The sequence below is a fragment of the Akkermansia massiliensis genome (assembly GCF_023516715.1).
GTDB classification, from domain to species: domain Bacteria; phylum Verrucomicrobiota; class Verrucomicrobiia; order Verrucomicrobiales; family Akkermansiaceae; genus Akkermansia; species Akkermansia massiliensis.
Genome location: NZ_JAMGSI010000001.1, coordinates 1,580,878 through 1,603,324 on the forward strand (window position 1 = coordinate 1,580,878; position 22,447 = coordinate 1,603,324).

The 22,447-nt window shown below is 55.0% G+C and carries 14 protein-coding genes; 2 read left to right on the forward strand and 12 right to left on the reverse strand.

The window, feature by feature from the left end; genetic code table 11:
- Positions 1-5: 5 nt before the first annotated feature.
- Genes M8N44_RS14115 through M8N44_RS06790 form a run of 4 tightly spaced genes read right to left on the reverse strand, consistent with a single transcriptional unit; the run spans position 6 to position 4,201 of the window.
- Positions 6-2,615 (reverse strand): glucosaminidase domain-containing protein, encoded by a 2,610-nt coding sequence (locus tag M8N44_RS14115; RefSeq protein ID WP_215833360.1) that lies wholly within the window; start codon positions 2,613-2,615, stop codon positions 6-8.
- Positions 2,612-2,965: a hypothetical protein gene (locus M8N44_RS06780; RefSeq protein WP_215709497.1), complete on the reverse strand. Its 354-nt coding sequence runs from the start codon at positions 2,963-2,965 to the stop codon at positions 2,612-2,614. The genes M8N44_RS14115 and M8N44_RS06780 overlap by 4 nt, the downstream gene beginning before the upstream one ends.
- Positions 2,962-3,651, reverse strand: a complete 690-nt coding sequence (locus M8N44_RS06785; protein ID WP_215709496.1) for a hypothetical protein — start codon at positions 3,649-3,651, stop codon at positions 2,962-2,964. The genes M8N44_RS06780 and M8N44_RS06785 overlap by 4 nt, the downstream gene beginning before the upstream one ends.
- Before the next feature lie 4 nt (positions 3,652-3,655).
- Positions 3,656-4,201 (reverse strand): phage connector family protein, encoded by a 546-nt coding sequence (locus M8N44_RS06790; protein ID WP_215709495.1) that lies wholly within the window; start codon positions 4,199-4,201, stop codon positions 3,656-3,658.
- Between the two features lie 249 nt (positions 4,202-4,450).
- On the opposite strand from M8N44_RS06790, the gene M8N44_RS06795 reads away from it, so the two are divergent.
- On the forward strand, positions 4,451-5,380 hold the full coding sequence (locus M8N44_RS06795; RefSeq protein WP_215709494.1) for a DUF3800 domain-containing protein: 930 nt from the start codon (positions 4,451-4,453) through the stop codon (positions 5,378-5,380).
- 8 nt (positions 5,381-5,388) lie between these two features.
- Here M8N44_RS06795 and M8N44_RS06800 read toward each other — a convergent pair whose 3' ends face one another.
- The 4 genes from M8N44_RS06800 to M8N44_RS06815 form a co-directional block, all read right to left on the reverse strand.
- Complete coding sequence (locus M8N44_RS06800; RefSeq protein ID WP_215709493.1) at positions 5,389-7,002, reverse strand: hypothetical protein; 1,614 nt, start codon at positions 7,000-7,002, stop codon at positions 5,389-5,391.
- Complete coding sequence (locus M8N44_RS06805; RefSeq protein WP_249853062.1) at positions 6,999-10,265, reverse strand: phage tail protein; 3,267 nt, start codon at positions 10,263-10,265, stop codon at positions 6,999-7,001. The genes M8N44_RS06800 and M8N44_RS06805 overlap by 4 nt, the downstream gene beginning before the upstream one ends.
- A 271-nt stretch (positions 10,266-10,536) precedes the next feature.
- The gene (locus tag M8N44_RS06810; RefSeq protein ID WP_102731746.1) at positions 10,537-10,992 is read right to left on the reverse strand and encodes a hypothetical protein; all 456 of its coding nucleotides are present in this window, start codon (positions 10,990-10,992) and stop codon (positions 10,537-10,539) included.
- A 26-nt stretch (positions 10,993-11,018) separates the two neighbouring features.
- A complete protein-coding gene (locus M8N44_RS06815) occupies positions 11,019-11,987 on the reverse strand; it encodes a phage capsid protein (protein ID WP_215709491.1) in 969 nt (322 codons plus the stop codon).
- 360 nt (positions 11,988-12,347) lie between these two features.
- On the opposite strand from M8N44_RS06815, the gene M8N44_RS06820 reads away from it, so the two are divergent.
- Positions 12,348-13,592 carry a tyrosine-type recombinase/integrase gene (locus M8N44_RS06820; RefSeq protein ID WP_102728022.1) on the forward strand — a complete coding sequence of 415 codons (1,245 nt, stop codon included), beginning with the start codon at positions 12,348-12,350 and terminating at the stop codon, positions 13,590-13,592.
- A 217-nt stretch (positions 13,593-13,809) separates the two neighbouring features.
- On the opposite strand, the gene M8N44_RS06825 is transcribed toward M8N44_RS06820, so the two are convergent.
- The 4 genes from M8N44_RS06825 to M8N44_RS06835 form a co-directional block, all read right to left on the reverse strand.
- On the reverse strand, positions 13,810-14,790 hold the full coding sequence (locus M8N44_RS06825) for an SEL1-like repeat protein (RefSeq protein ID WP_180975136.1): 981 nt from the start codon (positions 14,788-14,790) through the stop codon (positions 13,810-13,812).
- Between the two features lie 192 nt (positions 14,791-14,982).
- On the reverse strand, positions 14,983-20,868 hold the full coding sequence (locus tag M8N44_RS06830) for an RHS repeat domain-containing protein (protein WP_102728019.1): 5,886 nt from the start codon (positions 20,866-20,868) through the stop codon (positions 14,983-14,985).
- A 249-nt stretch (positions 20,869-21,117) separates the two neighbouring features.
- The gene (locus tag M8N44_RS14120) at positions 21,118-21,480 is read right to left on the reverse strand and encodes a phage capsid protein (protein ID WP_309557185.1); all 363 of its coding nucleotides are present in this window, start codon (positions 21,478-21,480) and stop codon (positions 21,118-21,120) included.
- Positions 21,396-21,833, reverse strand: coding sequence for a hypothetical protein (locus M8N44_RS06835; protein ID WP_102749433.1), 438 nt, complete (start codon positions 21,831-21,833; stop codon positions 21,396-21,398). The genes M8N44_RS14120 and M8N44_RS06835 overlap by 85 nt, the downstream gene beginning before the upstream one ends.
- Between the last annotated feature and the right edge of the window lie 614 nt (positions 21,834-22,447).

Below are 22,447 nucleotides of genomic sequence, written 5' to 3' on the forward strand. Positions count from 1 at the left end.
ATTAGTTAAGCTTTAAGTTGGAAATAATATTCGGAAACTCCCTTCACCCAGTGGGAATTCAGTCCTCTGGGGTCATTGGACGCTCCGGGCGGGGCGTACTTCTTGCCGATGGCGGCAATCGTCGTCAGCCCCTGGCCCAGATAATTGCGGGCGAGCTGCCGGGCCATGTAGTCAATACCGGCCTCGACCGTCTCAAATGACCGCGGACCTCCACCGTTCGGACTCACGCCCATGGCGTTTTTCTTATTCCGGAAAGCGGAGCTGGTTCCGTTGCCCGTTTCATGGATGGCAATAGCCATCAGCAAATCAGGGTCCACGCCGTACTTCTCCCCGGCCCGCCGGAAGGCGGACTCGTACTGCTGAAGAGCCGGGGAAAGAACCTGGGCGGCCTTCTGCGGGGAGGAAACGGGCTGGTTCAGCACATCGGCCGCCCCCTGCTGCGGAGCATAAAGACTCTCCTGGTCCTCGTGAAGCTGTCGGGCATACGCGGTGGCATCCTCCGGAGAATCGAACACGCCCAGGTGTTTACCCGTCTTCTTGAACTGCTTCACGGCATCGTCTTCGGAAAGAACCTTGCCGTCCTCGGAAACGGTAGGAATCAGGTACTCCTTCCCGTCCATCTCCACGGAAATGGAACGCACTGTGCTGATGGAGCCGTCGGCATGGCGGACGACGGGGCGGGCGCTCAAATCAATATTGCCGGGCTCGATCATGCCGGGCACCTCTTCGGGGGCGAAACGGACGGTCGCATTCCCCTTGTCTCCTGCGAGCATGATCAGGCGGTTGCCGTACTCGTCGCCGGAAAGCTCAATTCCCCTGTTGGGGCCTTCGTAAAACCCTACCACCGGAACCTCATTATAGGCTTTGGACTGGTCCATGGTGGCTTTCAGGCAGGGGCGGCTTCCATACTTCTGGACAAGCTTCTGGTACATCTCCCTGGGCACATAGGCCCCGGCGCGCCTGCCAGCCACAAAGGACATGGGCACGGCCAGGGGAGCGCTGTCTTTCCCGACCTCCACCTGCGGCGTGTAGGGAACCTGATTCTCCTGGTAGTCCTTCCACTCCTTGTTCTTCCGGTCGATGAAATCCTGCCCTGAATCCGGTTCCCTCTCTCTGGTATCTCCTACCTGTGCTTCGCTGTCGAAAGCGCGTGAAATCTCCCTGGACTTATCTACGATACTCAAATTCTTCTGCTGATCGTATTCGTTCAGATCCTTGGCCTTCTCGGCGGCAAGCAGGAAAATCTGCATCCGGTCATCATGAATGCTCGCTTCAGGATTCCGTTCTCGCCAATATGCCATCTGGACGCGGACATGTTCCTCAATCTGGCTTTCCACCAAATTTCTGGCAGCCTCCTTCTCCTGAATCTTCTTTCGGTCGCCTTTCTTGTACGCATCCTCAACAGATGCGGACCTGTTCGGGATATACGCCCCGTCCGGAATATGGCGCAGCACCAGCCCGATGTCATTCCTGCGGGCTCCCTTGGCGGCATCCAGCCGGGAATCCAGCTTATCCATCACCACGGCGCGGATGTATTCCTCATTTCCATCATAAGCGCCAAGCTTGGACCACTTCTGTATGGTTCGGGTGGCAATCTGTCTTGCCTCATCCCGGTCCTTGGGGACAGGCAGTTTATCCAGCTCCATGCTGAAAGCTCCCCGTATCTCCACCTTGTCCTGTTCCGTGATCCGGCCTCCGTTCTTTTGAGCATTGCGGGCCCACTTCCACATCTGTTCGGTGGCTCCGTTGGGAAGCTGTTTTTTCAGGGCGTCAATATTCTTCTCCTGAATATTGCGGCGGTCCTCTGCGGTTAGAGGGGCGGGTGTAGCTATATCGGCCAGCCGGCGGCGTATCTCGCGTTTGGCCCGGTCCAGGTCAAGAGGATTCAGGTCATTGTAGAGCCCCTTGTTGACGGAAGACGCTGCATGAACAGGGTCGGCGGCAACGCTGGAAAACAAGGCCGTCTTTAAATTCTCCTGTTGCTTTTCATATCTGACCTTGCTCCCTTTAACACGCAGAAGTTCTGCTTTTTCAGGGGAAATGGTGTTGGAGTGCTCTGCATTTGAAATGGAAGACTCATACCCACCCCAATCTTCCTTCTCTTCGGCCAGCTTCAAATTGGTATCAAAAGCCTGCCTGGCAACACTCAACTGGTGCTTGGCAGCCAGCCCCCAATAGCGTTCCGGCAGACTCGCCTTCACGGACTCCATCATACCCCGTGCCTTGATGGCGCTCTCCGGGTTGAAAAACGTCCCGCCCAAATTCTCAATCCGCTGTCCGAACTTGTAAGCCAGATCATCCAGACGTCCCTTGATAATGGAGCCATCCTTGTCAAAAACACTATCCTTGGTCCCTGGAGCGTAGGAAAGCAACTTGGAAAACTCGGCGTCGGACTCGTCCCGTATGCGGCGTAGCTCTACCTCCTGCCGTTGCATCTCTCCGAAATCGGAAATCCTGGAAAACGCCTCGGCGCTTCCCTGCAAGCCCTGTTCGGCCTTGTGGATGGAGGCGCCCAGCATTTGACCCTGGTCCCCGTTGGCGGCATTAGCCGCAGTTCCGGGGTTCGCTTTGGCCGCCTGCAGGGACGGCCCTCCGTATAAAGGAATCTCTTTCATCGTTTCGTGTTATTGGTAAGTTGATCAATGGGAAAAACATGCACCTTCGGGCCGCGCAAAAAACGCTGCCAGGCCACATGCGTGAACCCTCTCCCGGCAAACTGCCGAGCCAGGCGGGCCAGTTCCCGCGGCTTCCCGGCGGCCCACCATACAAACAGGCACCCTTCCGGAAGTGGAGGAACCTCTTCGGGAGGGAAACTCAACTCTTCCAGCTGGTCGGCAGGCAGGGCCAGGCACACTTCATCCGGGGAAACAAACGCCAGCCCCAGGGAAGCGCAATCTTTCACATCCGTCCACAAATCCCGGCCCACCTCCGCATAAGCGGTCACGGTCGCATCAAAAGCATTCATAATCCCATGCTCCGGTAAGGATTCCACTTCTGTGTATAGTTATAAAAACTGAAATCACTCTTGGCCGGACTCGCCGCCCAGGCCCCTAGCTCCATCATGCCCAGGCGCGGGTCTGCCGTGGAACCGGGAAACACGCTGCCGGCCAGCCCTCCCAGGTTAAACCCGGCAAAAGCTCCCTGCGCGGCTGTCGTGGAACCGAACGCTCCCATCCCGGCGCCAATGCCTCCGGCCAGCGCGCCCAACCCCTGAATCCCCGTGGAAACCAGGGCTCCATTCGCCGCGGACCTGTAAGCCGCCGCCTGGTTCTGCGCACTCACCAACGTGGCGTCTCCCTCCCAGCGCTGCATGGCCGCCTCATGGCGCTTGTTCTGGTCATTGATAGCCGCCCCCAGGGACATATCGGAAATCTGTTTTTCCAAAATCTCTGCGGTCGTAAGCTCCGCCTGCAGTCCGCTTCCCTCCGTCGTCAGGCCGGACGCCCCGCGGGCGGCGCGCACCGAAGCAGTGGCGGCCGTCTGGTTGCGCCTGGCCGTAGCCATATTCTCGGCAGTGAGACGCAGAGCGGAAGCGGACTCGGCTTCCGTATTGGCTGCGTTCACGTAAGCGGCATCCCTCGCCGCACGTCCCTGCGCCAGGGCGCTCTTCGCGTTGCCCTTATTCGTCGCGTATGAACCAATGCTTCCCATAACCCTATAAAATGGAACGGTTTAAAATATCCATCAACGGATGCTGGTCATTGCTTCCCCGCTGGCTCACGTCGTGGTGGAGGGCGTCGGCAATGTAGCGCCTGTACAAATCCAGGAACACGCCCACATTCTGCGGCTTGCCCGTCACCGTCGTAGCCATCTTGGCGGCCAGCAGGCACTTCACGGCCTCCACAAACATTGGCGCATTGTCCGGCAGCGTCTCCGCCAGGGCCAAATCATTGGACAAATACCACACATAGAGGAGAGAATGGCTCTCCTCGCAAATTACCGTGCGGCCGGACATGCGCCAATGCCTGGCATCCACCTTCAACAGCTTCAGGCAATCCTCCGGCACTGTAAACCGTCCATCTTTCTCCGGGCATTCCAATACGGTTTCCTTCGTGGCAAACGACCACGGCCCGTAAGACACCGCCTCCAGCATCACGGAGGGAAACCACAAATCGCACGTTCTGGCCGCAGGAGAATCAAGCACATACTCCTGTTCCCCCAGCAGGGAAAGGCACTGTGAAAAAAACGTCAGCTTGTCCATCCCTCAAAAATCGCATGAGGGCGCACTTCGTTCAAGTTGCCGAGTGTCACTACTTTTTGCCGGAGGTGATTTACAGGCATCTCATGCGCGCGTCATACACCCGAGTAGAATAGTTGACAAAAACTAATTGGTATGTATAAATAAATGTGCGTCCGGGAAGAGTCGGTTCGACTCGCCGCCTGCTTAGGCAGGCCACCCTGGTCGCTTTTTTTTTGTAAAATTACAGTCCTTAAAAAATCTCTCAGAACAATGTTCCTCTTTTACGTTGATGAATCCGGAACACCGGAAATACCGGGAGTTTCCGATCATTTTGTATTGGCTGCCATCGGCATTCCGGTGGATAAATGGACAAAATGTGATAAGCAAATCAATCAACTAAAGACCAGTTACAGCCTTTCGGAAGCTGAGATCCATGTCGGGTGGATGGTTCGCCACTACCAGGAGCAGGAGGAAATAGCGGATTTTGAGAAAATGACACCGGCAGAAAGAAGAGAAGCTGTCACAGTTATGCGTGAAAAAATCATTCAAAAACGCAAATCTGAAGGAAAGGACTACAAGCAATATAAAAAGAACTATTCTCAAACGGAATCCTATATACACCTTACTTACTATGAGCGACAGAGGTTTCTTCAGGAATTATCCTGCATGGTTGGGAAATGGTCGTCTGCCAGAATATTTGCTGAAATAATTGATAAAAACGAATACACTCCGAGAAAGCCCGCCCTGACTCCTAAAACACAGTCATTTGAGCAAATAGTTATTCGTATAGAAAAATACCTGAAAAGCATCTCAAACAGGGACGACGGAAGGGGTAAACGTCGTGGACTCATTATCCATGACAACAACCCAAGTGTGGCTCAGCAACACACGAAAAACATGAATTCCTACCATAAAAAAGGAACCTTCCTGGCAGGAGTTCATCATATCATAGAAACACCTCTCTTTGTCGACAGCACCCTGACAGGTATGGTGCAAATCGCTGACTTGTGTGCTTATGCGTTAAAACGATACGCAGAAACTGGAGAAGACGCTCTTCTAAAGCCTTTATTATCCAGAATAGATCGTGTTGGTTCGGATTTGGTTGGAGTAAGGCACTACACGAGCAGAAAATACTGTAAATGCTTCTTTTGTAAACCAGAGCGATTGCCTAAAAGCGTATTTCGAACCAGAAAGAAGTAACCCTTCTCTCAATAAAGCATTCCCCTCAGAGCATCAGGGCGTTTATGCGGCCTCCTCACCTTCTCCGCCACCCCGGCATGTCCGGAAACCATCCCGTGGCTCACCGCTTCGGCAAACGTCCTGGCTGCATCCGCGCCGTGGGAGCAGGCGTCATGCAACGGCATCTCCCTCACGCACCCGTTGGAACCCGGCGGCAGGCTGCGGTAATACTCCAGGGAACCTATCCCGGAAGGATACTTCTGCCCGTCGATCTCCGGGCGCCGGCTGCACCGCTCGTGGAACGTGCAGTAGCGCAGCATATTGCGCAGGGCGTTAATCCCGGTCCATATATCGGACGTACGCGGCACGATTGCCGTGCGGAACCCCGCCTTCTGCAGCACGGCATCAAAGGAAGTCTTGGAATAATCCCGCCTGGACGCATCATGGGGAAGCAGGTGCAGGGTAATGGGGCCGTACTCCTTCTCCCTCATCCGTATCTGCCCCACGTAATAATCAATCGCCTGGTTATTCCCGGCAATGTAATCCAGCACGTAATACTTCCCGCCAATCACCTGCCAGAGCCAAATAGCCATGAAATCGCTCAATCCCAAATCCCAGGAAGCATAAATCGGGGCCACATCATCCGCTTCAAACTCGGCGGCTACCCTCCCCTCGGCCCGGAGGGTGGAAATCCACCTGCCGTAAATGGCGCCCTCCACGGAAGTCTGAAGGGCTTCTTCCGGAACCGTCGGAAACTCCTGCTTCACCTCCGGCCCGTTGGCCCTGTACTGGGTGGCATACCAAGCCTTCTGCCCCTCGGTCAACTCAATGCCGTAGCGCTTCTTTAAATCGGCAAAATACTCCCTCAAAAAATCGTCCAGCCTCGGCTCCACCCCGTCCAGGGAATACTCCCGATGCTGGAGCCAGGAGAAAAAGAAAAACCTGAAATCCAGGCTGGAAAGAGGCTTGCCCACCACCTCCATGGCCTGTTCCATCAACTGGTAGGCCAGTCCAGCCTTGCCACCCTCGTGGGTGGACTCCATCACCACCACGCTATTCTTCCCGACGGCATTCAAAGCCCCTGTCCGAATCTTCTTCGCCCGGGCCGGATCGTGCAGGGCCGTATAGGAAAACTCGGAAATGTGAAGGAACTGGAGGGTGGAACCGCGCAGGTTCGTACCCACATCCACGGAGCCGTTCGTAGACCAGGCCATGCGCTGGGTCCGGCTCTCCACCAGCGGGCAGCTCTCCTTGATCTTCTTTCCCAAGGCAGCCAATGCCCGGTCTTCCATCGTCGGATTATCCGGCAAATAATCCAGATGCTCATACGCGAAAGCGATCTTGCGCAGCTTTGCCTGTCCATCCGGAAGCGTCTTGTCGATAATCCCGCAATGCTGGTTCTTTCCGAACAGGCAAAGGTCCAGCATGTAAATGGCGCAAAACGTGGAAATCCCCAGCTGGCGCACCTTCAGGATAGTATTGCGATACCAGAGGTTATTGAAAAGCTCCTCCTGGGCCCAGTTCGGGCGGAAGCGCACCATCTGCCCGTCCTTGTCCTCAATCCAGTAAAGATGATTCAGCCTCCACCACCGGTCGGCCAGCAGCTCCTTCCAGTCAGGTCTTGTCTCAACAGGCTCTGTCATTGCGTATCAATAGCTAAAAACTCAAGGGGGCGGTCCCCGGAAACCCGGATGCCAAACTGCACGCCGCGCCGCCACAGGGAAGCGGGGAGCAATTCATGCCATCCGCGTTCCATCGTCCTGGTCTTTCCCAGCCGATCCCAGGTGGAGCCGTCATTGGAAACCTCAATTCCCGCCGGCGCCGTGTCGGAAGCAAAAAATACGCGCACGGCTGCAGCCTGCCTGTCCTTGCCCATGGACTCCACTACATCCAGCGCGTTCGTCACCACGGTAGAAGTGTAATCCCAGCTCCCTGCATCCACGAACGGGCCGTCCGGGTCAAACACCTCAATAAACCGGCCGTCCTCGCGTTCCGCAATGACGAACAGCAAATCCTCCCCGGTCCCGTTGGGCAGCACCACGGCGTTGGACATCCTGCCTTCGGTCCTGTGCCGGTGCCAGGCATGAACCTGATGCATGGAATTGTAGGTCATCAAGGCCATCGTGCCGTCCGCCAGAGTCATCACGGCACGCGGATGGGGCTTTCTCATGAAATCTCCGGAAGTAACGCCGCCGCCCTGGGCCAGCACATGATCGGCAAACACGGTCAGGTCACGGGAAACGTACCCGTCGGACTCGTAATCGTACCCGTACTGGTACACGCGGCCACCACCGCGCTCAATATACAGCACCTTGTCAGTCGCCATCATGGCCGGAACGTCGGAGGATCCCACAAAGCCGTGGTTGTCCGCCCGCGCGTTGGTGGCAGTCATCACGCCCTGACCACCGGAAACAGCCCACTCGGCATCCGCTGTTCCCAGCAACAGGCGGCTGGACTGGGCCATCAGCCAGCAAATCCGGTTCTGCGTCGTCGTGGAAAGCGTGAGAGCCAAGGCGCTGTCATCCTGTTTGCCCACCTCGAAATTGTTAAGGTCATCGGTCTTGCTCAACCACACCGTCTGCGGCTGGGCCTGTGTGGCAGCCAGGACAAGGCGCTGTTGGAATACATCCACCAGAGAAGGGAACCCGTAGACGTCCCGGAACGCGGCAAAACTCCACATCAGGGACTCCCCGGATGGGGGGACGCCCTCCGGAATCGTGGACACATTGTCCCACAAGGAATACTCCGCGGAGGCCGTCAAGTCCGTTACCTCTCCCTCCAAGTGTCCTACACAAGCAGGAATCGCTGCGGAAGCCGCCGGCCACTGGATGACGCTGGAAAACGCATTGACAAAGGGGAGGTAAACCAGGTAAAAGCCATCCTCCGGAACCGTCCAGGAACCGGCAAGGGTCGTGTGCGTGGAAATGCTGTGAGAACCGCTGTTGGGGGTCCAACTTAAATACTTACCGACCATGGCGGCCTGCTCGTTGCGCTGGCCGGCGTACATCCAGATGTACCCTTTCAATTTGACGACCGTCCCTGCCGGCAAGAACCGGGTCACCCATCGGGAGCCGGTCTGCTGGTTGGCTCCGATGGAAAAATTCTCGGCGGCCACATCCCACTCGACACGGACAGTCTGCCCTTTGACCAGATCGTCCGTTGTCAGCCCTTTGGGCTTGATGACCAGGTTATCTCCATCCACGAGGACAGAACCTTGGAACGTCCAGCGGCCCTGATCCATCACCAGCGCCTTGATGGAGGGCACCCCGGACTTGGAAAAATGAGCCTTGGCGGTAGGCTCCAGGGGCAGAGAAAAGCGCAGCACGTCGCAGGTGGACACGGAAGCCGGAGCGGGCGCATCCTCCTGGACCTCCGGCTTGACGACGCCGGAAGCCACGCCGGAAAGCTCGGCCTGGCACTCGGCAGCCTCCAGGGTGCTCCCATTATTGAGGGTGATCCGAAATGTATAAAACCCGCTGGAAGGCGTGGTATAAACATCTGTCTTGCTCTCCCATAGCGTTGTGTACTGCACATCCGCAGCGGAATAAGCCGTCAGCTTGACCACCGCGCCGCGTCCCCTGTTGTAGATGTCCGCCCCCAGGTTCACGTCAAATTTTGCTCCTGCAGGAAGGTAAACCGTCCGCATCCCGCGGGCGTCCAGGGCAATGCGCCCGGTCTTGCGTGGCTCCGTCCACCCAAAGCGGACCGTCTGCCCGTCGGCGAGATCATCCGCAGGAATCCCCCTGGGCGTCACATCAATGCCGGCCTTGCCAAGCGTCAGCACGGCGGAAGCTCCCGTCATCTCCACATCATCCACCCACACGCGGCTTGCCTTGATGGAGGATGCCGTACTTGTCAGGTAATGCCGCAGCGTCGGAGTTGCCGGAATCGTGAACCGCTGCACGGTGGCCGGACGGGCGCCGGAACGCAGCTGCAGCACCACGTCCTTGCGGTAGGCGTCCACCACCAGCTTATTGCCGCAGGCGTCAGCGGGGAACCCCTGGCTGGGGTCGGAAGCGTTGGAAAGCTGGGACTCATAGAGCATCAGGCGCAGGTAGCATTCTTCGCCCGCCTCGTCCCCGGTAATCTGTAAATTGGATGCCGCTCCAATCCTGGAAGTGGAGGAACCGAGCAGCTGCCAGTCCTCTTCCGGATAGCGGCGCTCTATAGCGTAGGTTCCGTACCATTCTTTATTGCACCAGAACTTCCACGTGCCCTTGCAGGTAATCGTGTTGGAATGGCAAATGACACCCTTGTGGAAATGGTCCGGGTAATCCGCCGGAGAGGTGAGGCCGTCCACGTAGTGGGTTGCCCCGTTGAAATCCTTGTCGCATGTCCACCAGGACCAGTAACTCCCCTCATTCACGCACAGCTTCTTGCCGGCGGTGAAGGCACTGGCCGTGGTAAAAGCCTTGGCAATCACCCAGCCCTGGCGGATGACCGCCCCTGTACTGTACCCGGTCTGCTGGGGCACCGTCACCTGGATGCGCATCACGTCCCCTTCGTTGGTGACGGCATCGGGATCCTCGGAATGATCACCGAAAGAAATCCTGTAGCATCCGTCATCCAGCGTCAGCCGAACCGGGAAATCCCGGTACTCCTCATACCGCCAGGGGCGGGCCTTAAACTCATAGGGAGCCAGGGAAAACGTGCCGTCGTCATCCCGCTTGAGAACCATGAGCTCGTGTGAGGGACAAGCCAGAAACAGCATGCTGTTGACCTGCTTGTGCCGCAGAGATGCAATGTCGGCCGCCGTCCAAACGGAAGGAAGGGAAGCCACCACATCGCCATCGACGGACAAGACGCGGAGCAGGGCTGGACTTACCTCGACAAGATAACGATCACTGGCGGAATACACGTAGGACACCATCATGGACCCTTCCAGCGCGGCCATCACCCTCTTCATGCCGTGCCGGCGGGAAACTCCACCCGTTTGGGAGACATCCACATTCTCCAATACCGACGCCCCCCGATGATATACATCCAAATCCGGACGCGCGGCAATCCCAGGCGAAACCTCGCCCCCGTTGAAGGAAATCCTCTTCATTTGCCTTCCAATATAAATGGAGGGTGAAAGCTGGCGCAAGTTGCCGAGTGTCACTACTTTTTGCCGGGGAGAGCGAAAAAGGGCCGCCCCCTTGCAGGGACGGCCCTATGGACAAACCAACGAGGAAGAATTACTGAATGCCGTAGGCAATGGCAAAGACAAGCTTCTTGCCGGCGGTTACTGCCGGCGTGCCGCCCACCTTCGCATAAAGCATCGTCGTGGAATCCATCGGCTTGCCGGAAACCGCCAGGGAACCCTTCGTCAGCTGGTAGGTTCCGGCCGCGGTTACGGTCAGGGAGGCGGAATAAGCATCCGCCATGTCCTGCGTGCCTACGGTCAGCTGCAGCGTCCCCACACCTTCGGAAATAATGTGGGAAAGCTGGGGGAGCACGCGGGCGCCGCAGGGAACATTGCAGATGGCGATCAGGTCATCGGCCGCCACGGATGCGGGCATCGTGAATTCCGCCGTAGCCACATGGACCCCGGCTCTGGTATGGATGGCCGCAAGCTGCGGAACTGTTGGCAGACCGATGCGGTCCGCCAGGGCGAGCTGTTTTTCAGCAATGGTTGTTTGATACGTTGCCATGATGATTTAATGTAGGATTGAATGTTTTAAACAAGGGGCTTGCACTTGATCTGCAGGAAGGCTTCTTCGCGCATGCGAGTGGACCCCATGATGGTCTTGAGGCCGATCTGAATGGTATCTTCCTTGTCGGTTCGCTTCTCCACCGTCACCTTGTTCTGCTTCCAGGAGCCGAAATACAGGGAATTCTTCATCCACATGGGGCAGATGATGTTTCCTTCCTCGTCAATCGGCAGATTGGGAGCGATGACGAACTGAATGCCCATGATGGGGTCCAGGGTGCCGTTCGTTTTACGCAGGGATGCAAAGCCGAAATCGGTCTTCTGCAGGCGCTCGTCATTGATCAGGGCTTCACGCATGCGGGGAGTGATGGCGCAGCACACCTGGTCGCCATAGGCGTTGGAAGCGTCGTCGAGGATACCGTTCTCCTGCAGGAGCGTAATGCCCCGGTTGAGCTTTTCAATCGTCATCGGGCATTCCTTGGCCGTGCTTCCGGTGTGGTTGACAGGCACGACATTTTCAGCCAGCAGTTCCAGCTTGTCCATGCCGTCGTTGCCGGCAAACGCCGTTCCGAAAATGCCGCCCTTGGAGGGAACGTAAAGGCCGCCCTGCTTTTTCAGGCCGAACAGTACGTCGTCCATCTTGCGGGCCGCGGCATACTTGAGGGCATTGATGGTTTGGGTGACGGGGGCATCCAGACCATGCAGGAAAATATCGTCGTCTTCATCGTAGCCCAGGTGCTTGGAGAAGCTCACCGGAAGCATCCGACGCTTGAAGTAGTCAAGTTCATCCAGAACAATGTCCTGCATGCGCCCCTGCTTCTCGTCCAATTCCGTGGTGCCCACGAAGCTGAACTCCTGAAGCTTGCCCGTTAGACCGGACTTGATAACGCAGAAGCGTTCCAGGCGGGAAGTGGCCTGCTGGATTTGCTCCTGCCACTGGTTGTCGTAGGTCTCCTGATAAAGATCGGAGATGGGAAGGGTGTAATTATTTGGCATGTCTCCATCAGGAGGCATGGACAGGACTTTTGCAAGTTGCCGAGTGTCAATTCAGTTGTAGATTTGACAATTCGCGTAAGGGTTATTGAAATCGAAGCATCCCGGCAGGCATCTTTTTTGTCATACAGGCATTACAGAAGTGTTACAGATTGACGTAAATATCTGATTGTAATTTATCACAAACCCATCATCCGCTCCATTTTTTGCCTTCGGGGTTATTGCAAACCCCTCATTTTACAAGGCCTCCCTTGGTAGCAGATTGTGTGATATTCAGTCCTATTACATGGTTTTGTTATGCACTATGCTATACATCGACTTTTCGGTGCATAGCAGATTCAAAACCGCTAACACCACAACATTATGGCTGGAATTATCAAAAGAAAAGACACTTGGTACGCCTGTTTCCGAGTTGGAGGCAAACTCAAGGTTCGTACCACCGGCATCAAGATCACTCCCTTGGTTACTCCAGGCAAATTGAAGAACGCCGCCATGAAAGAAGCTGAACTTCAGGCGCGCATCATTGCAGAAGAGCTGGAGAAGGAAGCAAAAGGGGCACTTCTAAATGCCGATGTTATCGTTTCACTCGCCGGGAACAAGGCCAAGTCCGTCCTGCGAAACAAAAAATACATGCCCAGCGTCAAGGATCATCTGCATCAATGGCTGGCGAACCGTCCCAACCGACGCGCCAATCTTCGTTACGGGAAGGCTATCCGGTGTTTTCTCGACTTTCTGGGACCCAAACAGGAAATGCCCCTGGACACGGTGACGGAGGCCCAGGCGCAAAGGTTCATGGAAAAATATTTGGAATTGCTGAGTTCCAAGACGGTAAGCATTTACCTATACGGTTTGAATGCGGCCTTTCAACAGGCAGTCAACGAACGGCTTTTTCCGTACAATCCTTTCAAGGGGGTGCGTCCCAGCAAGATCAACCGTGCCGATGCTACCGAAAGGCGCGCTTTCACAGTCGAGGAAGCTCAACGATTGACCGAAATCCTGCCGGGAGAATGGCCCGACATGATACGCGTCTGCCTTTATACGGGAGGCCAGCGTTTGGGCGACATCGCTACCCTCCAATGGAAGCAAATTGACATGGAGGGTGGAATCATTTCGATGACGACCCAAAAAACCAAGAGACACATGAACAACCCCATCATCTTGCCTTTGAAGGAAGTGCTGGACAGACGACTTGCCAACCGTGCGAGCGATTACGTATTTCCGGTAGCGGCAATGCGTCACGCGCAGGCGGATCATACGTCGAGCAAACTTTCCATCGAATTCAACGCTCTGCTGAAGAAATTCGGATACATTGAAAAGAATCCTCCAGCAGCGAAAGGAAACAGGCGGAGACTTGCACCTCTGAGTTTCCACAGTCTGCGCGCAACGGCAGTTACTGTTCTGCGTCTGGCGAATGTTCCTGCGGACTTGTGCCGGTTCATTGTCGGGCATGATCCTCCTTCTGCCAGCGGGGATCGGCAAGCATCCGGACCAGAGAAGCACGGCGGGATCGGACCTCCGGCAGGTCGCCATGGCGCCAGCCGGGGGCATAGGCATGCAGCGGAAGTTCTTCCGGTTCCGCATCATCCAGGCAGGAGGCGTCCTGCATGAAAGGAAAGGCTTCCACGGCATACCCCAGCCGGAGGAAGTCTTTTTCACCTTCCAGGAGTTCTCCCGGCGTCTGGAGCAGCAAGCAATGAAGAGGCATATTCATGGAGAGACAGGGAAACAGTCCCTAATCCTACTGATTTATTCCAAGAAAATCCACCATGAAAATGATACCGATCTCTCATTGATATTCTAATTCGACGCTTATGTAAAATTATCTCTACAAAGGGTTATCAAGTAGTTTAAGCAAATCCCGGGCTTGCTCATGCCCTTGCTGGGCCGCTTTTTCCAACCACTTCCGGGCTTCTGCCTCATTTTCTTCCGTTCCCCTTCCTAGTTGATAAAGCACACCCAATCGAAATTGCGCGTTAGCATTCCCTGATCTGGCCGCTCTTCCATACCATCTGAATGCCTCCTGATCATTCTGTTCTACTCCGGAGCCTTCCTGGTACATCCATGCCAGGTTATATTGAGCATCCACATGCCCTTGTTGAGCCGCGGCAGAAAACCATTTCACAGCCTCCTGAGCGTTTTGGGGAATACCATTTCCTTGAAAATACAACATTCCCAAGTTATTTTGGGCATCAGCGAATCCCTGTTGAGCCGCAAGGGAAAACCATTTGACCGCTTCTTTTAAATCTTTTTCAACTCCTTTTCCCTGGACATACAAAGTACCCAGATTATTTTGGGACGGAGCATATTGTTGCCTAGCCGCAGCAGAAAACAACTTGAAAGCTTCCCGCCAATCCTGTTCAACGCCCTGACCTTGCGCATACAATACTCCAAGATTGTGTTGCGCTGGAGCAAACTGCTGCAGGGCCGCAGCAGTATACCATTTCACGGCTTCTTTCCAATTTTGCTCCACTCCTGTTCCTTTTTCATAAAAAGCGCCCAGATTGTACTGAGCCGGAGCACATTGTTGCTGGGCCGCAGAAAAAAACAATTCAAATGCTTTTCTCAAGTCTTCTTTAATCCCTCGACCTTGAGAATACAACACGCCAAGCTCAAGTTGAGCCGGAGCATATTGTTGCTCCGCAGCTTTTGAAAGCCACTTGAATGCTTCCCTATCATCTTTTGCAATCCCCTGTCCTTGTGAATACATGATTCCAAGATTACACTGGGCTTTAGCATCTCCCTGTTGAGCCGACTTTTTTATTGAATCTATCTGCGCAATACTAGAACAAGAAGATGTCTGAGACATGGCAGAAGGAAGAGCCGCTTCCTGGGAAGGATATGCAACCGAAGTCAAAAAAAGACATGCAAATATGTTATATATATAAAATTTAATCTCCCTTCGCTTCAACAGAGAAGGGAGATTAAGAAATGGAATAGCATCAGGATAATTTGACATTACGATATACATATATCATAACACCAAAATATCAAGCATTTTTTAGAAAGTAATACTTATCCCTCCAAAAAACGTATATCCTACATGTCCTCCATTAGTTGGAATGTTAACATTTCCACCAACCCTCCATGAACCACCTCTACTGCCAAAAGAACCACTGGCACTTGCCCCGAACCCAACGCTTGGGATGGCTCCTTGGACTGGGCTGACATTTCCTCCTGTCGTAATCCCGTTTGAACCTATGTTCACGGTACCAGTTGCAGATCCCCCCCATCCAGAATTTCCGATAGGGTGTGTAAAAGTGCCAGTGAAACTAATTTTAGTCCCTTGGTCTCCAGAGCCATCACCGCCACCTTTTCCCTTATCTGTTCCTCCAGTTTTTGAAGTAGTCTTCCCCAAACTATCTTCCGCCTTTTTGGCGATCATCATGGCAATTTCTTCCAGTTTCTTTTCCAGATCTTTGCCGATTTGGGTACAAACTTCATCCGGAGTTCCTTTGGGAGCATGCTTTTTACAAAATGCAATACATCTCTGCTGGGCTTCTGCCCGAGCCTTCTTCTCCAGTCTTTCTTTAAGTTGCTTCAAGACATTATCAAGCTCAATTAATCCAAGATAATCTATCGACAACTTATTACTTACAAAGCAGTAGAGATTGAACCCGGCATTTTCCGCCATCGGATCGCGGTTGATCCAGCGTCCATCAAGTACGTTGTAGTAGCGGTAATTGTAGTAAACCAGCCCAAGGTCGTCATCCAGATATTCGCTGGAGAATCGGAACGGATTGATCTCCGCCGCGTTTCCTTCCATCTTGATGATGTCTCCATAGGGGCTGTATTCATACAAGGCGCGCCTTCCTCCCTGGATGCCGAACAAGGCCGTCGTGTTCTTGAGCAAGTCGTGCGTGTAGTACAGGTCTTCCTGATAAACACCGGCTTCGTCAAAGACACTCATGGCAAGGATGCGAGTCGCTACGGACTCCATCGGGTCCCACAGATAGGTCTTGCGCAGGATGGGAGAGGCCGTCTCCGTCTCATTGGTGGCGTCCAGTTCCGCTACCTGCAAATAGCCCACGTAGATGAAACGCTTCCTGGACACCAACGTGTTCCCGTCGTAGACGGTCTTCTCTACACGTCGGTTCAGGTAGTCGTACACGCATTCAATGCGTTTAGTGTCCTTGGTGAAGGCTGTAGCCTGATTCTGAGCGTTGTAAGCTACCGTCCAAATTCCGGTTGCGGTTTTTACCAGGGTCTCGTTGCCGTCTGCATCATATTCCGGGAAAAATTCTCCCGGCAGGGAGGCAGGTGCCGCATCGGGAATGGAGTTGATGATGACGTGAGGACGGACGGACGTGTATTGGTTGAGCGGATTGGTTACATAGATGACCATGTTGCCATGTTCCAGGGATGTGGTCCGGTTGCCCATGTTGTCATAATGGTAGCTATAGCTTCTGCCGCTGCCCAACGAATCGGAAATCACTTCACTGCGGTCATTGTAAGTGTAGGTATGAACAAGATCCGGAGTAGGAGTATTGAAATAATCCTTCTTCGTCGCCGGGCGTCCCAGTGCGTCATACGTGTAATCCACCTTGGCCGGGTAGTTCTGACTTCCTGGGCGCAGGTAGTCCATCTTGACCACCAGGTCCCGCTTCTCTTCCAGCGTGTACCATCTCTTCAGCGTATTGGGATAGTTCAGCGTCTCCAGCAATCCGTTGGCGGCATTGTAGCCATAGGTAAACGGAGTCGCCACCGCGTTGAGGGAAACCGTGGAAGGCCTTCCTGCGGAATCATACCCCCAGCCCGTTTGCAGAACAGTACTGCCTCCGTATTGCAGGCTGTAGCCTGAAGCTCGCCCGTAGGCGTCCTTCACTGCCGCTAGGGAACTTTCTACAAGTCCCAGCGTGCTTTCCCCTTCCACTTCCCCGTACTGGTTGTAGGTGAAGATGCGCGTCCCGCTGGCATCGGTAATGCCGGTGAGCTGGCCCAGATGGTTATAGGCCGCCGTGATGGAGGGAGTGCCGTCGCCATAAGTCTCGCCTGTCAGCAGCCCGGTCAGGACGTCATAGCTACGCGTCATGACGTTTCCTCTTCCGTTCGTAAAGGTGGAAACACGGTTGAGCGTATCGTAGCTTGTGTCCTCGTGGGTTTCATCCGCATAAGTCTTGCGGGTGGGCAACCCCGTAGCGGCGTTGTAAGTCCAGGCCGTCATGTCTCCATCCGTTCGTTCTCGCGGATCAGTCGTGATAGCTTCCGAGGAACCGCGGAACGTCGTCAGGCCGGTGATCTGGTCCGCATCGTTGTAAGAGAACACGGCTGGCTGAATCGCCGTTCCCCATTCGGCCTCCTTGCGTCCCCTGGCGTCATAGGCATAACAAGCCGTCTTGCCCATGGCGTCGGTGATGCAGGTAGGCTGGTCCAGCGGCTGCCCGTAGGCATAGGACGTGCTGTTTTCCGCGGCATCCGTCACGGAAAGGAGGCGCAGGGCTGTATCGTACACTTCCGTCGTGGTATTGCCGCGGCTGTCCGTATAGGCCATCGTCATGCCTTGGGCCGTATAGGAGTGGCTCTGGCTGGTGGAAATTCCTGCATAATCGGTCACAGTGGTGGTAAAACCGTCCACGGTATGAATCACGGCTGCATCCGATACTCCGGGCTGGGTCACTTTCCGCACCCTGGCGGCAGGTTCCCCGTATTCCGTCCAATCGGCGCTGTCATGCCCCCTGGCGTCCGTCGTAACCACCTTGCTTTCCAGCACGGGGTTCAATGAAGAAACCAGCGTAGCTTCCTTCCGGACAATGGGCGTGCCTTCCGCTGCGTATTCCGTCGTCGTGACAAGTCCGTAGACGCCCTCTTCCCGTTGTTCACGGGTGTAGGTATATTCCATAACCCGTGAATTGAGCGTGGTCGGTTCATCGGAAAGAGCGACGGTTTCCTTCGTCTTGTTGCCAAAGGAATCATATTCATACAGGGTGGGAGCCAGTGTTTCAAGCTGGTCGCGGACAAGCTGGCCTTTGGCGTTGTAAGTCAGATGGCGGTAATTGCTTCCATTCCTCGTATGCACCGTTGCCACACGGATTTGCTGGCCGAAGCCGTCCGTAATGACGCGTCCCCGGACAACGCGCGCCGTCCCGTTGAGAACGGTCGTTGTCACGCGGAGGCCGTCGCTTGCCATATCGGTTTCAAACTTGAGGTCCTGCTGGCCCGTCCCGTGCTGGCGCAGGATCGTTCCATCCGCATGGCGCTGGGTGATGAGCGTTCCTCCCATGGGAGTCGTGACGGTTTCCGTCAGGCCATTCGCGCTGTAGCTGTGAGTGGTTATCCGTCCCAGAGAGTCTGTCTCGCTGGTGATGCGTCCCAGCAGGTCGTAGGCCGTTTCCGTGGCGACGCTCATGGCTCCAGTGTCGGTCCGAGTCGCAGTGGCCCGGTCCAGGGCATCCTTCGTGTAACTGACGATGGTTTCCGGAGTTGTCGCTGTAGCGGAACGGATCGTCTCAACCAGCAGCCTCGCACTGTCGTAACCGTAGTCTGTCCGCACGCCGTCTTCATCCTTTTCCCAAAGGATGCGTCCGTCGCAGATGGATTCCTGTTCGGAGACGCGCCCGTTGCCACGGGTGCGCTTCGTCCAGCGGTTCATTGTGTCAAATTCATAGTCCGCGCTGTCCGTAAGCGTCCAGGTATTGTCGGAAAGCAGTACATGGCTTTCTTCCCTCACCGTATTGCCCTGAGGGGTAATGAAGGAGACTTTTCTGACGCTCAATCCCGGAACCACTTCTCCGTTGACGCGGGTTTCCTGCGTTTCCGTATAAGCGGCTCCATGCTGCGTCGTGGCGGCATATTCATAATGGGTCTGCACGCCATTGACGGCCTGGGTCATCTTGGTGCGGCCCTGCGCGTAGCTGTTGGGAGCGCTCCCCAGCCACGTTTCCTGCACTTCGAGCTGGACGGTCTCCGTCTCAAGAGCGGTCGTGCGGATTTCCACGCGCCTGACATGATCGGCTTGGCTGTACGTGTAGGTTTTCTTCCACAATTCAATGGGGTTATTGGAACCGTCGCGCATGAGGCGGCGTTCTTCGGCAACATCGCTGCTTACTTCGCTGTCTCCATCCCCGGTCACATACCGGTATGTCGTGTCCTGGGATTTGCCGCCGCACCAGGGCTGCCTTTCCAGCGTCAGGCGTCCCAGCATGTCGTAGGACCATTCCCATACGCCTCCATCCGGGCGCGTTTCCTTCTTCTTCCTGCCGTAGTAGTCGTATTCATAGATGGTCGTCTGTGCAAGATCGCTGCCATAGCCATCCACTTTGGTAAGAAGCAGGTCGCCATAAGCCGTCGTCTGGTACACTTCGCAGACATGGGAGGCGGCAGCTCCGTCTTCTCCCCTGGAAACCGCCGTAACGAGCTGCCAGGTATCTTTCTCCAGTTCCGTCCGCGTCCGGCGGGTCACGATGGCTTCAGCATCCGTTCCCTGCGCCATGTTCCAAGCTTTGCCATTAAGCCACCATTCCGTTTTGAAATCCAGCCTTCCCGGCGTCTGTTCGGTGACGGAGAAACGGCCCGTGGCGGCATCTCCGGCCATCACGAACTTCTTGAACGGTTGTCCCATAACAGTGTAAAGCCCCTGTTCATCCTGCCCGGTAATCTGGGAAGGAGTGTAAAGGGCAATCGTATAGCCGTCAGCCGTGACGGCTTCAATGTTGAGCAGGCCGTCCCAGAGGTTCCATACCTGGAGGAGGTCTCCTGCACTGTCCCTGTTGACGCGCAGATAGGCGCCAATCTGCTCGGCTGTGTAAATATTGCCCCACCTGGTCGTGTAGGAAACAAGGGCTCCGGTTCTGGCGTTATACACGGCAACGCTCTTGTCCGTCTTCATCCACTGGACGCACAAAACACCGTCCACCGTTGTGAAGAAGGCACGGTTCCCGGAAGACGTAAACTCGCCGACGATCGTCAGCGTTTCCCTGTCCACTTCACATTGAACGCAAACACGCCCGGCTCCCGTGACAATATCAAACGTGCCTCCAGCCACAATGCCGACTTCCGGAATATCCAGGAAGCTTGCCAGCATGGAGTCGTAGCAGAGGGCATGGGGATGGTTCAGCCCATCGGTGGAATCGGTCGCCAGCAACTCAATGGAGCCGGTGGAAATGCCGCCCAGCCCGCGGAAATGGCCGAAGTCAGCCCCCCAGTACATCAGGGAAGCGTCGCTGATTGCCTGTGCGTTTTCACCTCCGGAGGAAGTGTTCCCAAAAACGGAAGCCAGGCTCCTTGATCTTCCTGCCGGGGGCGGAGGGCAGCCCCCTCCTTGACCATCAAAATTGCAACAATCACAGGTTGGCTTTTTCTTACCGCCTGCGGTAGCGGGGCCTTCCTTGTCTATATAGGCTTTAAGATCGTAATCGCAGATGGAAAGGTTTTTTTCCTTGGGATCGTAGTCGATGTTGCTCTGTTCCACATGCAAGGTGTATTCACCGGATTTCAAGGTGAACTCACCGCTTTCCTGGGTCCATTTGGCATGTCCTCCCTGCGGGCCTTCTCCTCCAGAAGTCATGTCGATGGTTTGTTCCCCTACGGACATCTTGCCCCAGTCATCCACGGTAAGGGTCATGTTGCACGTCGCTTCCAGCGGTTCCGGGGATTCGGGGACAGGATTCTCCGTTGTTGGCTCGGGAACGGGGGCGGAGGGTACCGTAAAAGAGAAATCAACGGTCTCCATATGATCACCGCTGTCGGACGGCCCTCCCTTATAGTAGCTGCCGGAAGAGGAGAAATCCCAGATAACATGCCAGGGTTTGGGTTCAGGTTCGGGTTCCTCATTCAGAACCATGGCTCTTCCACGGGCTGCTTGAACCATTTTGGGGCTGGAATACCACCTCTGGTAGACGGGAACGGAGGAAACTCCGTTCTGAATGTTCATGGAATTATTTGTTTTCATGATTTTAATTTAATTTGTTGATGTTGATATGATAGTGCAGCCGCCCTGGAAAATGCCCGGAAGGCTGGCGGCTGCCAGGGACCTTTCCGGGAGAAATAAACAGAAAAAAAAGTGCAGTGGGTTATCTCCCTCGGCAATTCATGGGGTGTGATAGCATAACGTTGGATATTTTGTAAAATAATGGATTTTTTGTATTGTCTGAATAATTGATGATCTTTACTTTACAGACAAACATCCGGACACGTTATGCTATCGCACATTTATACCTATGCCTCTTTGCAGGGCATCAGGAAGACGGTCTTGTTGTCCAGGCGCGTGGCACCCAGGGCCAGCTTTCACGGTGATCTGTTCGCGCACGTCCACGTATTCGGAACGGGCCTCCACGCGGAACTGCGCGTCCCGCCACACCCCGAACTTGACGCGCGAGCGCAGCCACGCGCAACAGAGCCGGTTACCCTGCTCATCAATGGGCAGCATGTTGGTCACCAAAAATTTCACCTTCAAAAACTCGTTGACTTCCCCATTAGTCAGGGAGGAAAAGCCGTAGTTCCTGTTTTGTGTTTGTTCCATGAGCACCATATCCATGTGCTGCTTGGGGGAAATAGCCACCACAATGTCGTCCCCCTTTCCGGCGCGCCAGGCGTTGATGATCTGGTAACGGCACTTAAGTTCGGCAATCTTGTCGAGATCATACCTGCAACTGTCCTGGTGCCTTTGGCGACAAAATCCACCGGGATCACCTGGAAGGAGTTTTCCGACGTGTCGATGGCCTCCACCGTGGAACCGTCATCCCCCGTATAATTGATTCCAAAACTTCCGCCGCAAATGCCTTCCTCCTGGGTGCGGATGCGATAGGTGTTGTCCGTGTCCTCCGTCATGCCCAGAATCACCTCGTCGTGCATGCGGGAGAGGGCGTTGCGCTGCTCGCCCATCAATTCCGCGGCCCGCAGGTCCAGCGTATCCATTTCCAAACAGCCAGGGGAATATCAACAGCATCACCAGTTCCAGGGACGGCATGCTGAGTTTCAGCCGTTCCTCCAACAACCTCACCATCTCCCAATACGGAGTCTCCCAGGTTTCCAGGAATGTTCGCGGAGAAGCCGTCCCGCAGGGAGCTCCCGTCAAGGTTTATTCCTACGAGTGGAACCCCGTCAAAGGGGCGATGATCATTACAAGCCGAAGCCCCCCTCCGGAATTCCGCCAGAAAGGAAAAATTGGACCATACCCATCCATTTTCCGTTCTTACCCGTTTTTCTACACGGAGCCGTCCCCCGGGAAACAGAAAACTGGGTTGAGACAATGGAATCCCCTTAAGTGGCATTAGCAGCGTTCATTTTCATTCCTGGCAGATAATACCCCGCAGCCGGAGAGCCATTCCGGGCGTTCTGCCCGTATGCTCCTGCTTTGCCGCTCAAAAAAGCGCCAGCATGAAAGCGGACGGCCTTTCCCATTCCATCCGGAAAGCGGTAACCGCTGTTAAGACAGACTCCGGCACCCCTATCTGCACCATCTCTTCAACGAAAGAGCTCTTTTTCTGGTCGTTCAGATAAGGTCGGTGTCGGCACTTCTATACGCCGTC